At 69.7% G+C, this 23038-nt stretch carries 15 protein-coding genes; 7 read left to right on the top strand and 8 right to left on the bottom strand.

What is annotated here, in order from left to right:
* Positions 1 to 170: 170 nt before the first annotated feature.
* The 4 genes from tkt to ACWD5F_RS01710 all read right to left on the bottom strand — a co-directional run bounded on the left by tkt (position 171) and on the right by ACWD5F_RS01710 (position 5609).
* A complete protein-coding gene (gene tkt, locus ACWD5F_RS01725; RefSeq protein ID WP_451250069.1) occupies positions 171 to 2387 on the bottom strand; it encodes a transketolase in 2217 nt (738 codons plus the stop codon).
* Between the two features lie 75 nt (positions 2388 to 2462).
* The gene (locus tag ACWD5F_RS01720; protein ID WP_451250067.1) at positions 2463 to 2936 is read right to left on the bottom strand and encodes a hemerythrin domain-containing protein; all 474 of its coding nucleotides are present in this window, start codon (positions 2934 to 2936) and stop codon (positions 2463 to 2465) included.
* A gap of 375 nt (positions 2937 to 3311) precedes the next feature.
* A complete protein-coding gene (locus tag ACWD5F_RS01715) occupies positions 3312 to 3563 on the bottom strand; it encodes a sigma factor-like helix-turn-helix DNA-binding protein (RefSeq protein WP_451250065.1) in 252 nt (83 codons plus the stop codon).
* 1227 nt (positions 3564 to 4790) lie between these two features.
* Entirely contained in the window at positions 4791 to 5609 is an 819-nt protein-coding gene (locus tag ACWD5F_RS01710; protein ID WP_451250064.1) for a siderophore-interacting protein, read from the bottom strand.
* A gap of 111 nt (positions 5610 to 5720) precedes the next feature.
* Here ACWD5F_RS01710 and ACWD5F_RS01705 point away from each other — a divergent pair, with 111 nt between their 5' ends.
* Genes ACWD5F_RS01705 through ACWD5F_RS01695 form a run of 3 tightly spaced genes read left to right on the top strand, consistent with a single transcriptional unit; the run spans position 5721 to position 9635 of the window.
* Entirely contained in the window at positions 5721 to 6593 is an 873-nt protein-coding gene (locus ACWD5F_RS01705) for an ABC transporter ATP-binding protein (protein ID WP_451250062.1), read from the top strand.
* Entirely contained in the window at positions 6590 to 7564 is a 975-nt protein-coding gene (locus tag ACWD5F_RS01700) for an ABC transporter substrate-binding protein (RefSeq protein WP_451250061.1), read from the top strand. The genes ACWD5F_RS01705 and ACWD5F_RS01700 overlap by 4 nt, the downstream gene beginning before the upstream one ends.
* A gap of 4 nt (positions 7565 to 7568) precedes the next feature.
* Positions 7569 to 9635: an iron ABC transporter permease gene (locus ACWD5F_RS01695; protein WP_451250059.1), complete on the top strand. Its 2067-nt coding sequence runs from the start codon at positions 7569 to 7571 to the stop codon at positions 9633 to 9635.
* 3 nt (positions 9636 to 9638) lie between these two features.
* Here ACWD5F_RS01695 and ACWD5F_RS01690 read toward each other — a convergent pair whose 3' ends face one another.
* On the bottom strand, positions 9639 to 12005 hold the full coding sequence (locus ACWD5F_RS01690; RefSeq protein ID WP_451250057.1) for a glycosyl hydrolase family 95 catalytic domain-containing protein: 2367 nt from the start codon (positions 12003 to 12005) through the stop codon (positions 9639 to 9641).
* A gap of 149 nt (positions 12006 to 12154) precedes the next feature.
* Entirely contained in the window at positions 12155 to 13090 is a 936-nt protein-coding gene (locus ACWD5F_RS01685; RefSeq protein ID WP_451250055.1) for a PfkB family carbohydrate kinase, read from the bottom strand.
* 224 nt (positions 13091 to 13314) lie between these two features.
* Here ACWD5F_RS01685 and ACWD5F_RS01680 point away from each other — a divergent pair, with 224 nt between their 5' ends.
* The 3 genes from ACWD5F_RS01680 to ACWD5F_RS01670 all read left to right on the top strand — a co-directional run bounded on the left by ACWD5F_RS01680 (position 13315) and on the right by ACWD5F_RS01670 (position 20646).
* Complete coding sequence (locus tag ACWD5F_RS01680; protein WP_451250053.1) at positions 13315 to 17301, top strand: metallophosphoesterase; 3987 nt, start codon at positions 13315 to 13317, stop codon at positions 17299 to 17301.
* On the top strand, positions 17298 to 18476 hold the full coding sequence (locus ACWD5F_RS01675) for a HupE/UreJ family protein (protein WP_451250051.1): 1179 nt from the start codon (positions 17298 to 17300) through the stop codon (positions 18474 to 18476). Before ACWD5F_RS01680 ends, ACWD5F_RS01675 begins: the two co-directional genes overlap by 4 nt.
* Positions 18477 to 18807: 331 nt before the next feature.
* Positions 18808 to 20646, top strand: coding sequence for an ABC transporter ATP-binding protein (locus ACWD5F_RS01670; protein WP_451251006.1), 1839 nt, complete (start codon positions 18808 to 18810; stop codon positions 20644 to 20646).
* Between the two features lie 23 nt (positions 20647 to 20669).
* Here the strand turns inward: ACWD5F_RS01670 and ACWD5F_RS01665 are convergent, their stop codons facing one another.
* A complete protein-coding gene (locus ACWD5F_RS01665; protein ID WP_451250049.1) occupies positions 20670 to 21701 on the bottom strand; it encodes a hypothetical protein in 1032 nt (343 codons plus the stop codon).
* 93 nt (positions 21702 to 21794) lie between these two features.
* Positions 21795 to 22313: a CGNR zinc finger domain-containing protein gene (locus ACWD5F_RS01660; RefSeq protein WP_451250047.1), complete on the bottom strand. Its 519-nt coding sequence runs from the start codon at positions 22311 to 22313 to the stop codon at positions 21795 to 21797.
* 37 nt (positions 22314 to 22350) lie between these two features.
* Here ACWD5F_RS01660 and ACWD5F_RS01655 point away from each other — a divergent pair, with 37 nt between their 5' ends.
* Positions 22351 to 23031 (top strand): hypothetical protein, encoded by a 681-nt coding sequence (locus ACWD5F_RS01655; RefSeq protein WP_451250046.1) that lies wholly within the window; start codon positions 22351 to 22353, stop codon positions 23029 to 23031.
* The last annotated feature ends 7 nt before the right edge of the window (positions 23032 to 23038 follow it).

Below are 23038 nucleotides of genomic sequence, written 5' to 3'. Positions count from 1 at the left end.
TGAGGTGCTTGGCATCGGTCACGCGGGAGCCGCGCGGCCCGCCCGTCGCCTGCGGAGACGGGCGTTTCGGAGGATTCCTGCGGGCGGGGGCCGGGCGCGGAGGAAGCCGGACGGACCATTCGTGTACGGCGGTGCGGAACAGGCACCTGACCTCCGCCGCACGCGGGCTGTCAGGGACGGTCCCCGGTGCCGCCCTCGGTGGGGGCGGAGGTCTGGCGATGGCCGCCGGGGCGCGGGGCGCGGTCGGCGTCCCGGACGCTGTCACGGGCGGCCGCGGCGACGGCCTCGGGCGTGATGCCGAACTCGGAGTACAGGCGCTCGTAGTCGGCGGAGGCGCCGTAGTGCTCCAGGCTCACGATCCGCCCGGCGTCGCCGACCACGTCGCGCCAGCCCTGCCCCACCGCGGCCTCGACGCTGACCCGGGCCCGCACGGAGGGCGGGAGGACCTCGTCCTGGTAGGCCGGGGGCTGAGCGGCGAACCACTCACGGCACGGCATCGACACGACCCGCACCGCGAGGCCGTCGGCCGCCAGCAGCTCGCTCGCCTCCAGGGCGATGTGCACCTCGGAGCCGGTCGCGACGAGGATGACCTCGGGCGCGGTGCCGTGCGCGGTGTCGGCGAGGACGTATCCGCCGCGGGCCGCGTCCCGGGCAGGAGCGCAGGTATCGCTACCGCGGTTCAGCACGGGCACGTTCTGCCTGGTCAGGATCAGCGCGGCCGGGCGGTCCCGGTGTTCCAGGACGGTACGCCAGCAGGCGGTGGTCTCGTTGGCGTCGGCGGGACGGACCACGTCCAGGCCGGGGATGGCTCGCAGTGCGGCCAGGTGTTCCACGGGCTGGTGGGTGGGGCCGTCCTCGCCGAGGCCGATGGAGTCGTGGGTCCACACATAGGTGGTGGGCAGCTTCATCAGCGCGGCCAAACGGACGGCCGGGCGCATGTAGTCCGAGAAGGTCAGGAACGTACCGCCGTAGGGGCGGGTCAGACTCTGCAGGGCGATGCCGTTGAGGATCGCGCCCATCGCGTGTTCGCGGATGCCGAAGTGCAGGGTTCGGCCGTAGGGACCGCCCTTCCAGTCCTTGGTCTGGCGGTTGGCGGGCACGAACGACGGCTCGCCGTCCATGGTCGTGTTGTTGCTCCCGGCCAGGTCCGCCGAACCGCCCCACAGCTCCGGCAGCACCGGAGCGAGCGCGCTGAGCACCTCGCCCGACGCGGCACGGGTGGCCATCCCCTTCGGGTCGGCCGGGAACTCGGGCAGGGCGTCCGTCCAGCCGTCCGGCAGCCGCTGCGCCCGCAGCCGGTCCAGCAGTTCGGCCCGTTCGGGGTGGGCCACCCGCCAGGCCGCGTACGCCTCGTCCCACTCGTCATGCGCCCGCTGCCCGCGCTCGGCGGCCAGCCGAGTGCGGGCCAGCACCGCGTCCTCCACGACGAAGTCCCGCTCGGGATCGAAGCCCAGCAGCCGCTTGGTCGCGGCGACCTCGTCCGCGCCGAGTGCGGAGCCGTGGGCCTTGCCGGTGTTCTGCTTGGTGGGCGCGGGCCAGCCGATCAGCGTGCGCAGCATGATCAGCGAGGGCCGGCCGTCCTCCCCGCGGGCGGCGCGCACCGCGGCCAGCAGCGCGTCCACGTCCTCGACGTACTCGCCCGTGCGGGTCCAGTCGACGGTCTGCACGTGCCAGCCGTAGGCCGCGAAGCGGGCCGGGACGTCCTCGCTGAAGGCGACGTCCGTGTCGTCCTCGATCGAGATGTGGTTCGAGTCGTAGAAGACGACGAGGTTGCCCAGCTCCTGGTGGCCGGCGAGGGAGGCGGCCTCGGCGGTGACGCCTTCCATCATGTCGCCGTCGGAGGCGATGACGTAGACATGGTGGTCGAAGGGGCTGCCGCCCGGCTCGGCATCGGGGTCGAGCAGACCGCGCTCCCGCCGGGCCGCCATCGCCATGCCGACCGCACTGGCCAGCCCCTGGCCCAGCGGGCCGGTGGTGATCTCCACACCGCGGGTGTGCCGGTGCTCGGGGTGTCCGGGGGTGGCAGAGCCCCACGTGCGGTACGCCTCCAGGTCCGACAGTTCCAGGCCGTAGCCGGTCAGGTGGAGCTGGATGTAGAGGGTCAGGCTGGAGTGCCCGCAGGAGAGCACGAACCGGTCGCGGCCCAGCCACCGGTCGTCGGCCGGGTCGTGCCGCATGACGTTCTGGAACAGCAGGTGCGCCAGCGGGGCGAGGCTCATGGCCGTACCGGGATGGCCGTTGCCGACCTTCTGCACCGCGTCCGCGGCCAGTACGCGGGCGGTGTCCACCGCCCGTACGTCCACCTTGTCCCACCCGGCGCCGTCCGCCACGGGCATCGTCACGGACCGGCCCGGTGAGGTCGTGTTGCCGGACTGCTCACTCGTCATGCCGTCGCTCCTCGTAAAGGCCGCTGGTCGGTTCTGCCGTCGTGTCTGTCCTTCGCCTTCGTAGGTGCGTGTCCGTCATTCGTGCGCGCTGGGCACCAGCAGGGGGTCGTGAGGAGCGTCGGCCTTGGCGGCGGCGAGCTGCTCGCCCACTTCGCCCAGCCGGTTGCGGCCGAGAGCGGAACGGACCTGGGGGAACCACTCCTTCTCCTCCTCCTCGACGTGGTGCCGCACGTTCTCCATGAGGACCGTCATCTTGGCGTCGAATCGCTCGTCCTGGGGGTCCAGGCCCGCCAGCTCGGACAGCATCCACAGCACGACGTGGTGCTCCTCGACGCTCTCCAGGACGTGGTCGGTGGTGGTCGGCACGGCGGCGCGGGCGGCGGGGTAGAAGATCTTCTCCTCGATCCAGGTGTGGACCGTCAGCTCCTCGATCACCTTGTCGGCGATCTTCCGCTTGGTCTTGTAGGCACGGTCCCCGGCCTGCTCGAACTCCTTGAAGAGCTTCTCGACCGTCTGGTGGTCTTCCTTGAGCAGCACAATCGCGTCCATGGGCCCGCCTTCGCCTGGTCCTGCACTCCGGGAGCCGATCGGCTCCCACGGTCCGGCTACCCCCGGCATCGCGTCCGACCCGTCTGAAGCGCTCCTTTTGCCTGATTCGGCTGGGGTGTCACAGGCGATCTACGAGGCATCTGTTCTGTACCAGCGGCTCAGGGAGAGGACGCGATCTTCCAGCACTACGGCATGGACCACCGGCCCGGCGCCTCGTACTGGGAATCGTCGGGGTGACCGCGAACGGCCCGGGCTACCTGCTGGTGATCGGCATCGCGGTTCTCGTGGCGGCCTCGGCCCTCGTCGCCGTGCGCTGGTCCCGGCGCTCCGGCAGCCGCCCCGTTCGATAGCGGCGACAGCGTGGTGAGCGGTGGACTACGCGTCCAGGAGACCGGTGCGGAGCTTGGCCAGGATGCGGTTGAGCAGGCGGGAGATCTGCATCTGGGAGACGTTCAGTGCGCTGCCGATCTGTGCCTGGGTCAGCTCCAGGGCCGGGTCCTCGACACCCATGGCGTCCGTGTACGTGGGCGCACTCTCGCCGGTCTCGGTGTCGCCGCCCGGGGTGTCGATGGAGCCGCGGGAACGGACAACTCCGAGCGTACGAAGCTGGGTTCGACCTGGTTCCACCACACCGCACTCGGGCTGGCGTCCACGACGACGAACGGCGTCGACACCGGATTCATCCGCGAACCCGCGGGCACGTTGAACTCCATGACGACCGGGGGGAAGGCCTAGTACTACCTCACGGACACCACCGGCAACGTCCTCGGCCTCGTCGACGACACCGGTCTGTTCTCGATCGGCGACGCCCTGGGCTCCGCGGCAGATCTGGCACCGGCGTCCATCACCTCTACCAGGGCGATACGCAAGCGCTGTGGGGAGACGCGCTCGGGGTGGTAGCAGGCGGCATCGTAGGACTCGGCTGCGAAGGCTCTCACCGTTGGAGCGCCTGCCACGTTGGGCGCGTCCACGAGCGCAACTCCGGTGTGCTTCGCAGCCGGGTGGGCATTAGGAACGATCACCAGCAACGCAATTCCAGGATGATCGCAGCCGGGCGGGCCGCACGAGAGCCCGTGTCCCGCCTGATCACGGGTGAGGGAGCGTAGCGATCATTCTGTTGATCTGGTCCGCCTTCGCCCTGTGGTACAGGAATCAAAGTCGCTGATGAGTACGTCAGCCCGGCGTGAGGCGCCGGGCCGATCTCCAACGGCGATGCCGGAGACGGCGTAGATCTCCCTCCGCATCTTCAGCACTGGCCACCTGTTGCAGCGAGGCTCTCCGCAGTCGCCGGAGGCAATTCCGGACCATCGCAGAACTCGCCACCCCCGTGCGCCACCAGGTTTTCCTCCCCAACCCAAGGGTTTTCTACGAACGCCGAAGAAGCGATGGCGGAATGCGACGGAAGGATATGCCGATGGACGAGGCAATAAAGGGTGTGCGAATCTTTTCTGCGATTTTGATCGCAGGAGGGATATGCGCGTGCATCGCAGGAACAGTTACCGGCGATGCCGTGCCCATCGCACTCGGAGCGATCGCCGCGGTCTGCGGAGTGGTCCTGGCGGTCTTCGCCCTCCGAAGCCGTCGGAAGACCCGCTCCTGACACGATGACGAGGCCCGTCCTGCCAAGGGCCTCTCATCTGTCTTTGACTGGGAGGGGTGTCCTGCTCTCGTCTCTCGGGCGGCAGGGGATGTTCCTTGAGTTCAGCGTTGACCTCGGCAGTCTCGGCGCCTTCCATCGGTGGACGCATCGCCCACACCCCATCTGCTGGCGCAGACTCACCGAATGAGAAGACGTCTACGGATGCCGAGGGCGGCTGACCCTGGCGGTCGTGAGGCCGTCACCTCAGCCGATGGTCAAGCCGCCTGGTGCTCCTCGTGCCGCCAGAACCCGGAGAAGGTGATGCGCTCCTTCGGCAGGCCCGCCCTCCGCAGGTGCCGGCGGCCCTCGGTGGCCAGCGTGGACTCGCCGACGACGAAGGCGTATCCGGCGTCGTCGGCGGGGGAGTGCCGCAGGAGTTCGCCGAGGGCCGCGCTGCCGGGTACGGCGGTGGGGTCCTCGCGGACGACCCAGGTGACGGTGACTCCGGCCGGGGCATCGAGGTCACGGCAATCGTCCGCGGTGGGCACTTCCTGGATGATCCGGCCCACCGTCTCGCGCGGCAGGGACCGCACGATGCCGGTGGTGGCGGGCAGCCCGGTCTCGTCGGCGACGACCAGGACCTCGGAGGCGTCCGGCGGGCAGTCGAACAGAAGCCCCTGGTCGAGTACGGCGAGCGCGTCGCCGGGACGGGCGTTGCAAGCCCAGATCGCGGCCCGGCCCGCGAGTTGGCCGGTGGGGCCGTGGTGCACGACGAAGTCGATGTCCATCTCCGCCGCTTCGGGACGGAAGTCCGCCACGGTGTAGTTGGCGCAGTGCGGCCGCAGCTCATCGGGCATGGCCAGGTAGGGCGGCCACCAGCGCGAACCGGTGAACTCCGGCAGATGCAGCCGCTGTTGGTGGGGGAGTTGGAAGAAGAGACGGAACCAGTGGTCGTAGCCCTGCCAGGGGAACTCGGAGAGTTCCGCCCCCGTGACCGTCACGCGGTGGACGGAGGGGGTGACACGCTCGGCGCGCGCGACTTCGGCACGGAACATCCCGGGCTGCTGCGGGACCAGTCTACGGATCTTCGCCATGTCAGGAAGGTTAGCCTAACCTTCCTGTGTCGAGTCCACCCCTGCTGACCTGGCGTCCTCTTCAGTGCCCCGCGGGTGCTCGCGTTGATTAGGTTAGGCTAACCTTCGCTCGTGAGTTCTGGTGAAGAGACGAGCGAGCCCTCCCGGCTGCGCGGACACGAGCTGATCGCGCGGGACGTGACCGTGGCGTACGACGGAAGGGACGTCGTGCACGAGGCGGCGATCACGCTCCGCCCCGGGCACGTGACCGCACTCGTCGGCCCCAACGGCAGTGGCAAATCGACGCTGTTGCGCACGCTGGCCCGACTGCAACGCGCCCGCACCGGCACCCTCGGGCTGGGCACCGAGAGCGGCGACACCGCCGACGGACTCGCCCTGACCGCCCGTGAGTTCTCCCGACGGGTCGCACTGCTGACCCAGGGCCGTACTGCCCCCAGCGGTCTGACTGTGCGGGACATCGTGGAGTTCGGCCGCTATCCCTATCGGGGACGCTGGGGCAGGGCGGACCCGGACGGAGCGGCGGCCGTACGACGGGCGCTCGCCCTGACCGACGTGGAGGGCCTCGCCGACCGGGGCGCCGAACACCTCTCGGGCGGCCAGCTCCAGCGCGTCTGGCTCGCCAGCTGCCTCGCGCAGGACACCGGAGTCCTCCTCCTCGACGAACCCACGACCTACCTCGACCTCCGCTACCAGGTCGAACTACTTGATCTCATACGGGACTTGGCGGACGACCACGGCATCGCCGTCGGTGTCGTCCTGCACGACCTGGACCAGGCGGCGGCCGTCGCCGACCGGATCGCCCTGCTGCACGCGGGACGGATCGTCGCCGACGGCGCGCCCGAGGACGTACTGACCGCCGAGCGCCTCACCGAGACGTACGGCATCCGCATCGAGGTCGACGCAGACCCTCTGACGGGCCGACTGCGCACCCGCGCGATCGGCCGCCATCACGCACGTACCGAAAGGCTCAGCACCACCTCATGAGACGTTCTCTGACAGCTCTCGCCGCCGTGTCCGCCGCTCTCGTCTTGGCCGGGTGCGGGACGACCGAACCCGCCGCCACCAGCGCCGAGAAGAGTGCGAAGAGCATCACCCTCACCGACGCGAGCGGTGCGAAGGTCACGCTCGACGGGCCCGCCGAGAAGGTCGTCGGCACGGAGTGGAACGTCGTGGAGAGCCTCGTCACGCTCGGCGTCGACCCCGTCGGTGTCGCCGACGTCAAGGGCTACGCGACGTGGGACACCGCGGCGCCGCTGAAGAACACGCCCAAGGACATCGGCACCCGCGGCGAGCCCAGTATGGACACCATCGCCGCGCTCTCGCCGGACCTCATCGTCGCCACCACCGACCTGTCGGCCGCAGCCGTCAAGCAACTGCGCAAGATCGCACCGGTGTTGGAGGTGCGCTCCGCCAAGTCCGCCGACCAGATCGGGCAGATGGAGGAGAACCTCGACCTCATCGCCGAGGCGACCGGCACCACGGACAAGGCCGACGCGGCGAAGAAGGCCTTCGACACCAAGGTCGCCGAAGGGAAGAAGGCGCTCGCCGACGCCGGCCTCGGCGGTCGGAAGATCGCGTTCGCGGACGGTTGGGTCGCCTCCAACCAGGTGTCCGTCCGCCCCTACACCAGCGGTTCGCTCCTGGGTGCCGTGAACGAGGCGATAGGCCTCAAGAACGCCTGGACGCTGAAGGGGGACGCCGCCTACGGTCTCGCCGCCACCGATGTCGAGGGCCTGACGAGCCTCGGCGACGTCGAGTTCGCGTACATCGGCAGCAAGGCCGAGAAGGCCAGCGACCCCTTCTCCAACGACCTTGCGAAGAACGCCGTCTGGAAGTCCCTGCCGTTCGTGAAGAAGGGCAATGTGCACCGACTGCCCGACGGCATCTGGATGTTCGGCGGCCCGCAGTCGATGGAGGCGTACGTCGACGCCGTCGTCGCCGCCCTCACGAAGTAGCGCCATGACCGTCACCGCACCAGCTCCCACCACCGGCGCGCCCGCCGTCAGCTCCAGGACGGGCGCGACCGCGGTGACGGCCGCGCTCGTCCTCCTCGTGGCGGCCCTCGCGGTCGTCGACATCACCCAGGGCACCGCGGCCGTCGGCCCCACCGAGGTGTGGAAGGCGCTCACCGGCCACGCCGACTCCGGCGACGCATCCGTCGTGATCTCCTCACGGCTGCCCCGGATGGCCGCCGGGCTGCTGGTCGGTGCCGCACTCGGCATCGCGGGCGCTGCGCTCCAGTCCGTCACCCGCAATGTGCTCGCCGCGCCCGACACCCTTGCCGTGAACGCCGGTTCGTACCTGGCCCTCGGTCTGCTCAGCGTCACCGGCGCCTCGCTGCCGTTGCTCGCCTCCTCGGGCGTGGCGTTCCTCGGAGGGCTCGGCGCGGCGGCCGTCGTCCTGTCCCTGTCCGGCCTCGGCACCGGCACCGTCCGCCTCGTCCTGGCCGGCAGCGCCCTGACACTCGGCCTCTCGGCGGTCACCGAGGGACTGCTCCTCCTCTTCCCCGAGCGGACCCAGGGCCTCTACCAGTGGAACCAGGGCAGCATCGGCCAGAACGGCTTCGACGGAGTGGTCCAGATGACGCCCGTCGTCCTGGCCGGCCTCGTCGGACTGCTGCTCGTGGCCCGCCGCGTGGACGCCCTGGCCCTCGGCGACGAAGCCGCGCGCGGCCTCGGTGTCCCGGTCCGGGCCACCAGGATCACGGTCGTGGTGCTCGCCGCACTGCTCTCCGCGGCGGCCGTCACGCTCGCCGGACCCATCGGCTTCGTCGGCCTGTGCGCACCCGCCCTGATCCGACCGCTCGCCCGGTACGTCCGTCCCTTCGTCCGCACCAGGGCGAGCCTGCCGGTCGCCGCACTGGCCGGTGCGGCACTGGTGCTCGGCGCGGACGTCCTCCTGCGCGCCCTGGTCTCGGCCGAGTCCGCGGTCGCCGTACCCACCGGAGTCGTCACCAGCATTCTCGGCGCGGTGTTCCTGATCGCGATGGCCCTGCGGGTACCGGACACCACCACCGCGACCGGGCCGGAACGGCTGCGCATCCCCACCAGGGCCGTGTTCCTCACGACGGTGACGGCACTCGTCGCCGTCCTGATCGCGGTAGCCGTCGCCGGAGTCCTGCTGGGCGACACGAAGTTGCTGCTGGGAGATGTGGCCAACTGGGCCCAGGGCAGGGCCGCGCAGTCCGTCTCCTTCGTCCTCGACACCCGGGTCCCGCGCGTGCTGGCAGCGCTCCTCGCGGGCGCCGCCCTGGCCCTGTCCGGCACCCTCGTCCAGGCCGTCACCCGCAACCCGCTCGCCGAACCCGGCACGCTCGGCGTCCTGGGCGGTGCCGCCCTCGGCGCGGTCCTGCTCGTCACCACGGCGTCGGCGACCGGTTCCTGGGGCGTGGCCGGTGCGGCCTTCGCGGGCGCGGCGCTGACCGCCGTCCTCGTGTTCGGACTCACGGCGCGCGGCGGATTCGGGCACAACCGGCTGGTCCTGGTGGGCATCGGCGTGTCCGCCGCCACGACCGCCCTCATCAGCCTGCTCATCGTCCTGACGGACCCCTTCAACGCCACGAAGGCACTCACCTGGCTCTCCGGTTCCACCTACGGCCGCACCCTGCCCGACACCCTCCCCGTCGCCGGCGCCCTCGTGCTGGGCCTCGCGGTCGCCGTGGCGCGACGCACCGAGCTCGACCTCGTGTCCCTCGACGACGACACGCCGGCCCTGCTCGGCCTGAGCCTCGCCCCGGCACGGCTCGGATTCCTGGTCGTCAGTGTCCTGTTGAGCGCCACCGCGGTAGCCGCCGCCGGCATGATCGCCTTCGTCGGCCTGGTCGCCCCGCACGCGGCCCGGACCCTGGTCGGCCGCCGCCACGCCCGAGTCGTACCGGTGGCGGTGCTGCTGGGCGCGGCCCTCGTCGGCACGGCGGATCTCCTGGGCCGCACGGTGATCGCGCCGGCGCAGCTGGGAGCGGGCCTGATGACGGCGGTCATCGGTACGCCGTACTTCCTGTACCTGCTGGTCCGCACCCGGCACTAGGCACTAGGTCGCGAGCGGCAGCCCCCAACGGGGTGCGTCCTCGTTCGGTCGTACGGGGGTGAGGGTCAGGTCGGGTCGGTCGCCCCTGGCGGTGATCAGCGCCGACTCGCCCTTGTGCAGGGCGATGTGGATCGCGCCGTCGCCCGCGTCGGAGTGGTGGAGGGTACGGCCGTGCCCGTCCCGTACGTCGATCGGCCCCGTCAGCCCGTGCCGTACGACGCAGGGGGCGCCCGCCTCGCTGACCAGGCGGACCCAGCGGGTGGTACCGTTCTGGCGGCGGGCGCTGAGCAGAAAGGCGCCCTGGGTACGGAAGTCGTGCACGGTCAGGTCCGCCCAGGCGGCGGGCAGGGCGGGGAAGACCCGGATGACCCCGCCCCACGACTGGCACACCATGTCGTGCAGGGACTGCGCGGCCGACAGGGGCGTTTCGATGACCGGCCCCGACTCCTTGTACATGGTGTTGGGCTGGATGAAGCGGGTCATCAGTTCACCGAGGTAGTTCAGCGCGTCCTCGCCCTTGCCGAGGAGTGCCGACATCGAGGCGGCGCCCGTGAAGGTGTAGCCCTGGAGGGCACCCTCGAAGCCGACCCAGTGTGCCAACGACCGCTCGATCAGGGCGCGTTCGTCGGGGGTGCGGCCGGTCACCTCGTACAGCGGGTAGACCGCGAGGAGATGCGAGTAGTGGCGGTGCGACTTCGCGAAGGGGATGTCCGCGCCGATCATGAAGCCGTTCGCGTCCGTCGGATAGGGCGCGCGCTTCGCCAGTACTTCGCGCCATCGAGGGGCCAACGGGTCCTGAATGCCGAGGAGTTCCGCGGACTCGAGAAGGGTGTGGCAGCCCCAGGTCAGGAGCATCAGGTCGTAGTTGCAGTCGCGTGAGTTGCCCCCGTACTCCGGGGAGAACGTGGCGGGCAGGTGCAGCTTGCCGTCCGGGCTGGGTTCGAGGAAGTGGAGATAGTAGTTGATCGCCTTGCGCAGGAGCGGGAAGAGGACGTCCCGGAGGATCGACTGGTCCATCGTGTGCCGGTAGCTGAGCCAGACGTTGTGCAACGCCCAGGTCAGGTCGCCGACTTCGGGGGTGGGTGGGTCCTGGCCCGGGATGCCGACGCCGTAACCGGTGAGGGTGCCGGCGGCGCCGTTGACCAGGTGCGGGTCGGTGGTGCGGGGGATGCCGAGCGAGTCGCCTCGGTAGGGCTGGGCCACCTCCTTGGCGAGGTTGTCCCGGAACTCGCTCAACGCCCGTGTGATGGCGTCGAGTTCGAGGTGGTTGGCGCCGTGGATGAGCCAGTACTCCAGCTGGGCGTTGAGGTTCCACCAGGTGTTGGGCCACGGGGTGAGCTCGAGCCAGGGGCCGCTCGTCGCCATCACCGGGGCGTCGCGGCGGGCGGCGGAGGCGGTCTTGTAGAGCTGGATCCAGTAGAAGCGCTGGAGCCGGGCGTCGGGGAGGGACAGGAAGCTCTTGCGGTAGTAGGCGTGCCACCAGGCTCGGTGGTCCGACGCCAGGGCGGAGTAGGGGAGTCGGGCCGTGGTGCGGACGGTCTTGAGGGCCCTGTTCAGGGCGGTGCTGCGTGGGTACGAGTGCGCGACATGCGCGTACAGCGTCCGTGTCCGGCCCTTGGTCTGCTCCCGCCACGCGGTCACGTGCTGCCCGCCCGAGAGGAGCGGTTGCACGGCGGCGGTCACTCCGTCGTGCTCGGCGACCTCGGCGGGCGGGTTGCCCTGGTAACCGTCCGGCAGCGGCTTGAAGGCGGCACGCGGACTGATCGCGTCGGCCGGGTGGAACACCCAGCGGAAGTCGCGCTCGCCCGCGCTCGGCGTCACCTCCACGGCGAGAACCGAGCGGTCGTTGTGGACCAGGGCGCGCAGGGCCAGGCTGCCCTTCTCGGTCGTGAGTGTGCCGGTCAACTCGGCGTCGTGCAGCGACAGTCGCCAGTCGAGACCGGTGATCGCGCCGACCGGTTCGAGCGTGAAGTACCCGATGGGCAGCCGGGCCAGGCCGAACAGCGAGCCGAACTCGGGGCGGTGGTCCTGTACTTCGGAGTGCTGAACGTTGAAGCGCACGGCGGTCGAGGTGGCACCGGGCTCGGCGTAGATCCCGGAGCCGAGGAAGCCGTTGCCGAGGAAGGGGCCTTCGTACCAGGTCGTCGGCATGCGCTGCCAGACCGGATCGGCGTCGTCCAGAACGGTACGCCAGGGGTCGGCGTGGTGTCCGGTCAGGTGCTCGGCGGGGTGTCCGACAGCGGCCTCGGCGCGATCGGTCGCGCTCGCCTGCGTGGTCGTCAGGCCCGTGGTGAGCAGGGTGCCGCCGAGGGCGGATCCGGTAGCGAGGACGGTACGTCTGGACGGGGCGGGCTCGGAGGGGTTCGGCATGGTGCCTCCAGGCGGCTCGGGTGATTCATCGGAGCTATCCCGTCAGGCAACATAGAGATGGGGGTGAAGCGTGTCAATGCAGAGCGATAGATCCGATGTGTTGGTCGCTTTATAGTCAACCGGCAGCCCCGTCAGGAGAGTTGAGGGGCTCAGCCCGACTCGGTCTCTGCCCGGTCGTCGTCCAGCATCCAGGCCCGCGTCCCGAAGGAGGCGGACGCCCGCGAGGCCACCGCGGCCGCGTCTCGGAGTGCTTGCGTGAAACCCTCCGACGTCAGGCTCGGGCGCCCGTCCCCGGCCCGAGCCGCGAGGTAGTAGGCAAGCGCTCCGTGCAGCACATCCCCGGCCCCCAACGTGTCCGCCACCCGGACGGCAGGCACCTCCACCGTCCCGCCGCCCTCGGGCCCCGTCCACGCGATCGGTTGCCCACCTCGGCTGACCGCCGACCACGCGACCCCGTGCTCGCCCAGGAACCGCAGGGTGTCCGCCGGTGTGTCCGCGCCAGGTGGGTGGAAGTCTGCCGAGCAGACGGCCACGTCGATCCACGGCAGCAGATCCGGCGTGCCGTCCTTCCAACTGCCCCCGTCCAGCAGCGTCGTACACCCGGCGGCCCGCGCCGCACGGGCCACGGCCACCGCGAGTTCCATGTGATGACCGTCGAACTCGACGACATCGCGGCCCGCCACCAGCGCGTCGGGATCATCCGGCGGGGCCAGTCGGTGGCCCGTGGCGTTGGTCGACGCGACGGCGCGGTCCCCGGTGGACGCGGTCACCAGGATGGAGGAGACGGCGGGCGGCTGGACCGTGTCGGACGCCAGGTCCGAGACCGTGACGCCCATCCGGTTCAGGTCGGCCGTGATTCCGAGACCCAGAGGATGGGAGCCGATCGCGGTCAACAGCTCGGCCGTGCCGCCGAGATGGCTGAAGGACACGGCCGCGTTCGCCGCCGGTCCGCCCGCTGCGAAGGTCTGTTCACGGGCCGTCAGTTTCTCGTTGGAGGACGGCACATGGTCGACGAGCTGGATGACGTCCAGCGTGCACAGTCCCACGAACAGTCCGTCCGGGCGTCCTCGTTCCGTCGTGCCCACCTGCCGACACCCTCTCCTGTCTGACACCTTGACCTGCTGGAACCCGAGGCCCCGCAGCCGCCTCAGTATCAACCAGAAGTCTCCTTCTCCTCAGCTTTCACCGCTGCTTCACCTGTGTTCACCTGAGCCACTCACGATTTGCCATGGGCATGTCGTGCAGCGGGGTTCGTCGGCATGCCTTTCACCTTGCCACTCACCTCGCAGCGATCAGGAAGGGCGACCTGATGAGGCCAACGCAACGGCGCAGACGGCCACACGGCGGATACGGACCGCATGGCACCCACCGGCTCGTAGGAGTGGTCCTCACCGCCCTGCTCCTCGTGAGCGGCAATCTCACGACGGCGTACGCCGACACGGATCCGGAGGAGCGTGCCTCGGCTCGGGACAGGTCGGCGGGGGCCACGAGCCTGCCCACGCTCACCCCCGGCGAGGGGGCGTACTTGGAGGGCACCCAGAAGGTCGCGGCCGTACCGACCCTCGCCGGTGACTCGGTGACGAAGCTCGCGGTCGACGGCAAGGCGATCGACGCCGAGCGGACGGTCGGTGTGTCCCGGCTGAGTTTCGACGTCGGCTCGAACTCGACCGAGGCTCGCTACCACAACTACGTGCTGGTCAACGGTGATTACCGGGTCGACGTCGGCGATCTCGTCAACGAGCGCGGCACACTGGAGATCCCGAACGAGAAGCTGGTCAAGGGCGAGAATCGGATCGAGATCTTCGCCGGTACGGTCGACAGTTCCTGCGGCACCAACTACGACGACTTCGTACTCTCCGACATCAGCCTGGACCTGCTCGGCGAGGTCGCGGACGGTGAGGAGAACGAGTACACCTATTCCTTCGGTGACGGCAGCTGCGGCTCCAACACCTCTCTGCTGACGAAGGCGACGCTCAGTTTCTTCGTGCTGGGCGACCCGCAGGGCACGACCGGACTCACCGCCGACCTCGACTCCACGAAGCTCACCAACGGACAGCACACCCTGTCCGCGACCACCACCTCGGGCAAGTCCGTCAAGAACAAGGTGTCGGTCAACAACGCCCCCGCCGGAGCACCGCGGTTGCTGCCCAAGGACGGCACGCTCGTGGCGGGCCGTCAGTCGGCGTTCGCGAACTTCCCGGCCGGCACCGACGGCTCCGTCGAATCGCTGACCGTGGACGGTGGCGCGCCCGCCACCGACCCGCACCTCGGCAACGGCGCGGCCACCTTCTCCTTCGACGTCGGCGCGAACTCCATCGACGACCGCTACGACAACTACCTGCTCGTCAACGGCAAACGCATCGACCTGGGCGGCACGTGGGTCAGCCAGCGCGTCGACATCGCCATCCCGGCACGGTTCCTGGTGCCCGGCGACAACGTCATCAAGGTCGTCACCAGCCCCTACAAGGAGAGCTGCGGCAACAACCGCGACGACTTCGACCTCGCCCACCTCGCCCTCACCCTCGACGGCGCCGCTGTCACCGGCCACGACATCGCCGACACGTACGCCATGGGCGACGGCACCTGCGGCAACACGGACACCCGTCTGCGTGAGGCGGAGTTGCGCTACACGATCGACGCTCCGGCCGTGCCCGTCACCGAGACGCTCGGCTCCGGCAACGCGACGCTCGGCTTCACCGTCGGCAGCAACTCGATCGAGGCCCGCTACCAGAACTACCTCCTGATCAACGGTCAGAAGCACGTCCTGGACAGCGACTTCGTGAGCCAGCATGTCGATCTGGCGCTGCCGAACGAGTGGCTCGTTCCCGGCTGGAACACCGTCGACGTCGTCACCGGCACCTACGCGACCTCGTGCGGCAACAACCACGACGACTTCGCCCTCTCCGGCATCACGCTCACCCCGGCGAGCGGCACCGCCGAGGGCCGGATGCTGAAGGGGTCGTACAGCTTCGGCGACGGCAACTGCGGTGACAACGTCAATCCGTTGACGGAGGTCGACCTGGAGTTCTTCGTCGAGGGCCCGGCGCAGGGGCTGCGCGCCGACCTCGACACCAAGAAGATCGACGACGGTACGCACACCCTGGCCGCGACCTCGAAGAGCGGCAAGACCGCGACCCGCGTCCTGGCCACCGACAACTCGGCCCCCCGGGTGACCGCCAGCACCCCGGCCGCCGGACAGAAGATCACCGCCACGGTCGTCCTCGACGTCCGGATCGACGACCCGTCCGGCGTGGTGAGCGGGCCCGACGCCAAGCTCGACGGCCACCCGATCCAACTCGGCGCCTCCATCGGCCCGGGCCTCTCGGCCGGCGAGCACACCCTGTCGGTGTCCGGCACGGACAGCCTCGGCAACTCCGGTACCAGGGAAGTGAAGTTCAGGTCCGCCGGCATCCCTGACACCCCCGCCGATCTCACCCCGAAGTCCGGCACGACCGACGCCGGCAAGAACGTCACCCTCTCCGCCAGGGTCGCCGAACCGGACGGCGGCAAGGTCAGCGCGACCTTCTCCGAGGCCGAGATCCTGACCCCGGGCCGGGTGTACCAGGGGACCGCGCCGACCGTCCCCACGACCCTCAAGGTCAGGGGCGAGCGCAGGGTGAAGGCCGCCGGCCTCGAACCCGCCGACGGCAAGACACTCGACGCGCCGGCCGCCGAGGACGTCACCTTCCAGCGCTTCGACGTCGAGGTGAACGGCCACGTGGACGCGCCGGTCCTGCGCTGGGAAGGCGTCATCGACCCCGAGCGGCTCGCCGCCCTGCGCGTGTGGAACACCGCCGCCAAGCGCTGGGACGTCCTGACCAGTACCCGCGGCGCGGCCGACGGCGAGACCGTCCTGACGACCGTCGTCGACCGCACGTACATCGACCACAAGCAGATCCACGTCATGGTCACCGGCGAGGACCCGTTCGCCGACGACATCGACGCCGGCGACCCCAACTCCTTCGCCGACCCGGACTCGTACGACTTCTCGATCGTCCACTACACCGACACGCAGTACCTCTCGGAGGGCGCGGTCGAGCAGGAGACGCCCGAGGAGCGGGCCGTGTGGGAGAAGGCGTACGGCGATGTCTCGCGCTGGATCGTGGCCAACAAGGACCAGCGGAAGATCGCGTATGTCGCCCACACCGGCGACATCATCGAGAACAACATCCGCAAGCCCGCCGACGAGGCGACCCAGAAGCAGGTCGTGGGCGAGATGGAGGTGTCGTCCGAGCAGCAGAAGATCCTGGACGACGCGGGCGTGCCCAACGGTGTGATCGCGGGCAACCACGACAACCAGTCGGGCACCGAGAACGGCCCGGACGCCATCTACAACAAGTACTACGGCCCCCAGCGCTACGAGGCACTGTCCAAGGGCTGGGAGCACGCCGAGTACGGCGGCCCCTGGCGCACGGGCGACAACCAGAACCACTACGACCTGTTCTCGGCCGGCGGCCTGGACTTCGTCGTGGTCGGCCTGTCGTACGGCGTGACGCGCGAGGAGGCCGAATGGGCCGACTCGGTCTTCAAGCGCTACCCCGACCGCAACGGCATCCTGCTCTCGCACGACTACCTCGCCCCGAGCAACAACCCCGACGGACGCGGCGCCGCGTTCTCCCCGCCGGACGGCTCGATGCTCTACAAGACGGTCGTGCAGAACAACCCGAACGTGTTCCTGATACTCGCCGGTCACGAGCACGGCGTGGGGACGAACGTGAAGCCGCGGGTCGGCGAGGTCGCGCACGACGTCGTCGAACTGCTCGCGGACTACCAGTTCTACACGGTCTCCGCGGACCGGCTCGGGCTCACCGAGATCGGCGGCTACCAGCCCGACACCCAACTCCAGTTCGGCGCGAGCTTCTTCCGGATGCTCCAATTCAACGTGAAACGCGCCGAGTTGACCGTGGACACCTACTCGCCGCTGCTCGACGAGTTCGGCTCCACCGAGTACGACACCCTGCACCGGTACGACGGCACCGAGGACAACATGGTCCTCCCCGTCGACCTCAGCAGCCGCAGAACGACCTTCCAGACCGACTCGCTCGCGCTGTACAACCCCGTGAGCGTCATCGGCAGAGCCAAGGTCGACTCCGGCAAGGTCGCCTCGGTGACCTGGAAGGGGCTCCGGCCCGGCACGACTCATGCCTGGTTCGTCACGGCACGCTCCACCGGCGGCGGCGTGACCGCCTCCGAGCCGCGCGTCTTCGTCACCAAGGACGCCCACGGCCGCCCCGGCATGTGGGGGCCGGACGTACCCGGCTACGAGTGGTTCACGTCGTCCGGGGGCCAGCCGTGACGGCACCTCCGACGCCGGCGCGCCCGCCCGCCTCGCGGGCGCGCCACGCGCTCCTCACCGTCGTGGGCGCCCTGCTGGCCCTGCTAACCGCAGGCCTCGCCCACCCGGCCCCGGCCGCCGCGCACGACCTCACCTCGACCGCTTACGTCGAGGTGAGGGGTGCCGGATCCATGGTGCAGGCGGAGCTCGAACTCGAATACGACCTGCTGATGAAGTCGGCGTGGCTGTACGCGGAGGCGTATGAGGCGAAGGGCCGACCCGCACAGCGGCAGCAGCTCAAGAAGAACGCCGACGCGGTGATCGAGTACGTCACCGCACGCTTCGCCCTCACCCACGACGACAAGCCCTGCACGCCCCGCCTGGCTCGCGACGCCGATGTCCGCACCCGCGGTACCAAGCCGTTCGCCGTCCTCAGCCTGGTCTACAACTGCCCGGACGGCGACGGCAATTACGCGATCTCCAGTGCCCTGTTCCCCGATGCAGAGAGCTTCGTTCACAGCACTCACACGATCGTCCACTACGACCTCGACGGCCGACGCGGCTCGCAGGTGCTGACGGCAGGCGCGCCGACCGTGGAGACCGGCGGGCACCACGAGTCCCACCAGATCGCGGAGTTCTTCTTGCTCGGCACCGAACACCTGCTGTTCGGTCTGGATCACATCCTCTTCCTGCTGTCCCTGCTCATCGGCGCTCGGACCCTGCGCGAGGTCCTCCTGACGGCGACCGCCTTCACCGCCGCGCACAGCGTCACGTTCCTGCTGGCGGCGACCGGTGTGGTGCACGTGCCGGCGGCGGTCGTGGAACCCGTCATCGCCGCGTCCATCGCGGTCGTGGCCCTGGCCGGCATCCTCTTGCGCGACCGCGAGGGAAGCGGACGCTGGCGGCTGCCGACGGTCTTCCTCTTCGGCCTCGTGCACGGCCTCGGCTTCGCCGGGGCGCTCGGCATCGACGAAAGCTGGTCCTGGGAGCTGTTGTTGTCGCTGCTGAGCTTCAACGTCGGCATCGAAGCGGTGCAGTTGGGGATCATCGTCGTGGTCTTTCCGCTGCTGCTGCTCCTGCGCCGCACCACCGTTCACCGGTGGGTGCTGCCCGCGCTGACCGTACCGATCGTGGTGGTGAGCCTGTACTGGTTCTGGGACCGGGTGCCGTTCGGGGGCGTGCCTTTCGCCTCTTAAACTGTCCTCAATTTCCCCTCCTAGTGTTTTCCGTGTCGCAGCCGAACGGCTACGGCAAAAGGAACCAGGCAGCTCTCGAGCTGCTGCACACATGGAGGAATCGTGGCTTTCACGAAGGTCGTTCCGGTCAAGTCCACCAAGCCCGCGAAGCCGGCGAAGGGCAAGCCCGCCAAGCCGGCGAAGCCGCGCAAGACCCGCCCGGTCAAGTAACGCGAGATGTTGAAGCGGGCCCGCGATATTCAGTCGCGGGCCCGCTTTTCCGTACCCGCACATTTCTTAGACCCCCTCAAGAAAGTCCTCTACGGTGACCTCGTACGACGACCGGCAGACCATGCGGCTGCGGTTGCGCCCGGTACCCCAGGTCCAAGGCCGCCACCGCAGGACGACGACACCGGCGGTCGGCCTGACAGCACGTCAGGCGTTCGCCCGCTTCTGGCCTTTGACGAAGGGCGACCGTCACCGGCTGGCGGCGATCTGCCTCTGTGTCACCCTCGCGGCCCTGTGCGAGACCGCCGCCATCCTGCTCTTCGGTGAACTCACCGACCACGCCCTGCGGAAAGGCTCGTTGGGCGCTTTCTGGGAGCCCGCGGGAAAGTGGCTGGGCGTGGCGTTGGTCGGGGCCACGGTCGGTTACCTCGGCAACTCCCTCGCCGTATGGACCGCGGAGCGATTCGTCATGCGGCTGCGCGCCCATGTCTTCGGACATGTCCAGGATCTCCCGCCCGACTTCTTTCAACGGCATCGCCAGGGCGATCTGGTCGAGCGGCTCACGGGAGACGTGGAGGCCATTGAGGAGATGGTCGTCTCGGGGGTCGTCGGCACCATTTCGTCCGTCTGCAATGTCGTCCTGTTCTCGGCCGCCGCTCTCTGGCTGCGCTGGGACCTGGCGCTCGCCACCTTTGTCCTCGTGCCCGTGCTCTGGCTGACCGTGAGGAGGTTCTCCGGGCCGCTGAAGTCCGTCGCCCGCGAGGAGCGTGTCGCCGACGGGGCGATGACGTCCGTCGTCGAGGAGGCGCTGGGGAACGTCGTGCTGACCCAGGCGTACAACCGGAAGGCGGCCGAGGAGAATCGGCTCCGCCGGGAGGCTCGGGCGTGGCTGCGGGCGTCGGTGAGCGGAGCGCGCATGAGCGAGCTCTACGAGCAGTTGGTGGAGGTCATCGAGACGCTGTGCGTGCTCGGCGTCATCGGACTGGGCGCGTGGGAGATCTCCCAGGACCGTATGACGCTCGGTCAACTCCTGTCGTTCTCGGCGTTCTTGGGCTACCTCTATCCACCGCTCCGCGGTCTAGGCCAGCTCGGACTGACCGTCACCGCCGCCACCGCGGGCGCCGAACGGCTCCTGGAGATCCTCGACTCCGAACCCGCTGTCGCCGACCCGCCACCGCACCGGACCGTCCCGGCGTGGCCGGTCCACGGCACGCTGCGACTGGACCGGGTGGGTTTCCGCTATCCCGGACAGGACGCGGCGACCCTCAGCGAGGTGTCGCTGACCGCCTGGCCCGGCGAGTTCGTCGTGGTCACCGGTCCCAGCGGCGCCGGCAAGTCGACGATCGCCAAGCTGCTCCTACGCTTCTACGACCCGGCCGAGGGACGCGTCCTTCTCGACGGCGTCCGCCTGGACGAGGTGGCGCTGTCCTTCCTGCGCGAGCAGGTCACGCTGTTGCCGCAGCAGACCCTGATCCTGCACGACACGATCCGCGAGAACATCGCCTCCGGCCGCCCCGGATCCAGCGGCCAGGAGATCGAACAGGCGGCGCGGGCCGCGGCCGCCCATGACTTCATCACCGCCCTTCCGGAGAGCTACGAGACACGGATCGACCCGCACACCGCCCAGTTGTCGGGCGGCCAGCTCCAACGCATCGCGATCGCCCGTGCGATGCTGCGCGACGCCCCGGTACTGATCCTCGACGAGCCCACCACCGGGCTGGACGCTCTGGCCGCGCGCCGGATCATCGCTCCACTGCGCCGCCTGATGTCGGGCCGAACCACCTTGATGATCACCCACGATCTGCGACTCGCTCCCGAGGCGGACCGCATCGTCGTGCTCGACCGGGGGCGGATCTCGGAATCCGGCACCCATCACGAGCTCCTCGCCCTGCGTGGGGTCTACGCGGAACTGCTGGGCGCGCCGCGAGGTGTCCGGTTCGGCAAGACCGAGCCGGGGAACTGAGAGATCCCGGTTCCCCGGACGTGCTACTGGAGGCTCCAGCGGTGCGGGTGTGCGGGATCGGCCGGGCAGGCGAAGACGTTGAGTTCGCCGTCGCGACCCACGTGGATCTGCGTGGGTTTGGCGAACGGGTGTGGGCGCAGGCCGCGTTCTTCGAGCGGCTGCCAACTGCCGCTGCCACCGTCCCACTCGGAGGTGTCGATGGTCAGCAGCAGTTCCATGGGGGTTGCGCAGGTCAGGCAGTCCATCGGGTACGGATCGGTCGTGTGCCAGGACGCGAATCCTCCGACGTGCCAGCCGGGTGGGATGGAGAGGTCGTACTGGTATCCGACCGGCTCGGGGTGTTCTTCGTCCTTGGACTGTTCGGCGGCTGCCTCCAGGCCTTCCTCCCAGCCGTCGATCCGGGCGCACAGCTCTTGCGGGAGGAGCCCGGCGAAGGGGTAGGTGACCACCTGCTCGGGGTGCAGTTCGCAGGGCTCGGGAACGTAGCCGTCGTAGCCGACCACCTGCGGCTGTGGCGGAGAGGTGAGCACCTCACCGACCTCTGCGGATCTGCGCCAGCGCAGGTGCAGCACCATGTCGAAGCTGCCCGCGCCGTGTACGTCGAAGGGACACCAGAAGACCTGGAGCAGGTCGCAGCCGTTCGGGCCCGCCGGCAGGTCGGGGACATCCCGGCGGTACAACTGGGCGACCCCGATCATCGGCAGCGGATCCGACGCGTCTGCCTCCGGGATGCGGTGGTGGCGGTCCAACTCCTCCAGGAATCGCTGTTGTTCCTGGGTGAACCCGGTGAACTGCTCGTCGGCCCACGCGGCCGCCAGCATCTCGCGCTCCCGGCGGATGTCCGCGATCCGACGGCCATGTGCCCGGGCGTGGGACTCGTCGCACACCGGCCACGGCTCGTCCGCCGGCCACAGCATCGGCCCGCCCACGGAACTGGCGGACACGTCCGGTTTCCCCGGCCGCGGGTGCAGCCGGGTGGTCGTACCTCGGTAGGCGGCCAGTTCCGGGAAGAGCGCCTCGACATCGAGCGGGCGCGGTGGCGTGGTCCTCGTCATGGACGGGACCTTAAGCTCCCGGCGGTGTCGGTGTTCAGGCATCCCCTCGGTTGCGCGATCGCCTGCCGATGGTGTTCTCCGCACCAGACTCCGCTACGAGCTCTTCGCCACCCGTGCCCGATGAGCCGCGACCGTCGTCCGGCTAGCGCAGGCGTTGGAGCAGAAGCGACGTGTCCGGTTCCGGGACTGGTCCACGAAGTAGTTCTCGCACCCGGCTGCCGCGCAGCGTCCCAGTGTCACCGTCGGGTCCCCGGCCGCGACCAGGGCGAGCTGGGCGGCGATCAGCTGGCCGGCCCAGCGCTCGGCCGGGGTGCCGTTGCGGCTGAAGTGGATGTGCCAGCCGCCGAGGCCGTCGTGGTCGGACAGGTGCATCTCCGGCGGATAGTCGCGCAGCAGGCGGTGCACGGCGTCGGGGGCAGCGCCGTCGACCGACTGCGCCAGGGCCGTGCGCACGAGGTCCGGCAGCTCGCCGTAGTCGCCGCCCGGCGGCGGAGTGATCTCGTGCTCCGCGAAGAACGTGGCGGCCAGTTCCCCGTGTTGGTCGAGGGTTCCGGTATTGGCCAGCTCCACGGCCAACCGCACCACGTTGCCGACGTAGTCACCGTATTGCACTTGACCACCTACATCGTCGCTTCCTAATGTAGGCGCCATGGTAGCTGATGACACCTACGTGGCCCGCCGTCTGTACGTGCTCGGGGAGTGGGACGCCGCGCTCGCCGCCCTGGGCCCGGACACCGAGCCCGAGCTGCGCGCGGAGATCGCCGTCGATCGCTGGTTCTTCCGGATCGAGGGGCACGAGGAGGCCGAGAAGGCGGTCGAGGCGCTCGACCCCGCGTCGCCGACCCGACACCTGCTCACCGGGCGACTGGCCTACAGCCGCCTGCTGTTCCGGCGCGGCCCTCGCCCCGACGACCGAGCCGTGGCCGAGGCCGGTTATCGTGCGGCGGTCGAGAGCGGCGACGAGAAGACGCGCGCCTGGGCCGAGTTCCACTGGGCGGTCCTGCTGGACAACATCGACGAGGACCGGGCCGGCGCCCTCCCGCTCTACGAGACGTCTCTCGAGGTCGCGACGAAGACCGGTGACGGCTACCTCGAGTCCTACGTCATCCGGCACCTCGCGGTGCACAAGGAGCCCGCCGAGCGGACGGCCATGCTGCGCCGCTCACTTCACCTGCGCGGCGCGCTCGGTGCCCGGCCCCAGACACTCGCCGCGCAAGCCCTTCTCGCCGCCAACCTCCCCGAGGACGACCCCGAACGCGCCGAGCTCCTGCGGGTGTTCCGGCCGGGTGCGGAGGAACTGCGGATCGGCTGGCTCCTGCGCGAGGCCTGATCCGCCG

This window comes from Streptomyces sp. NPDC002499, from assembly GCF_053595415.1.
Note: the sequence above shows the minus strand (reverse complement) of the source record. Positions and strands in the feature narration are given on the sequence as shown.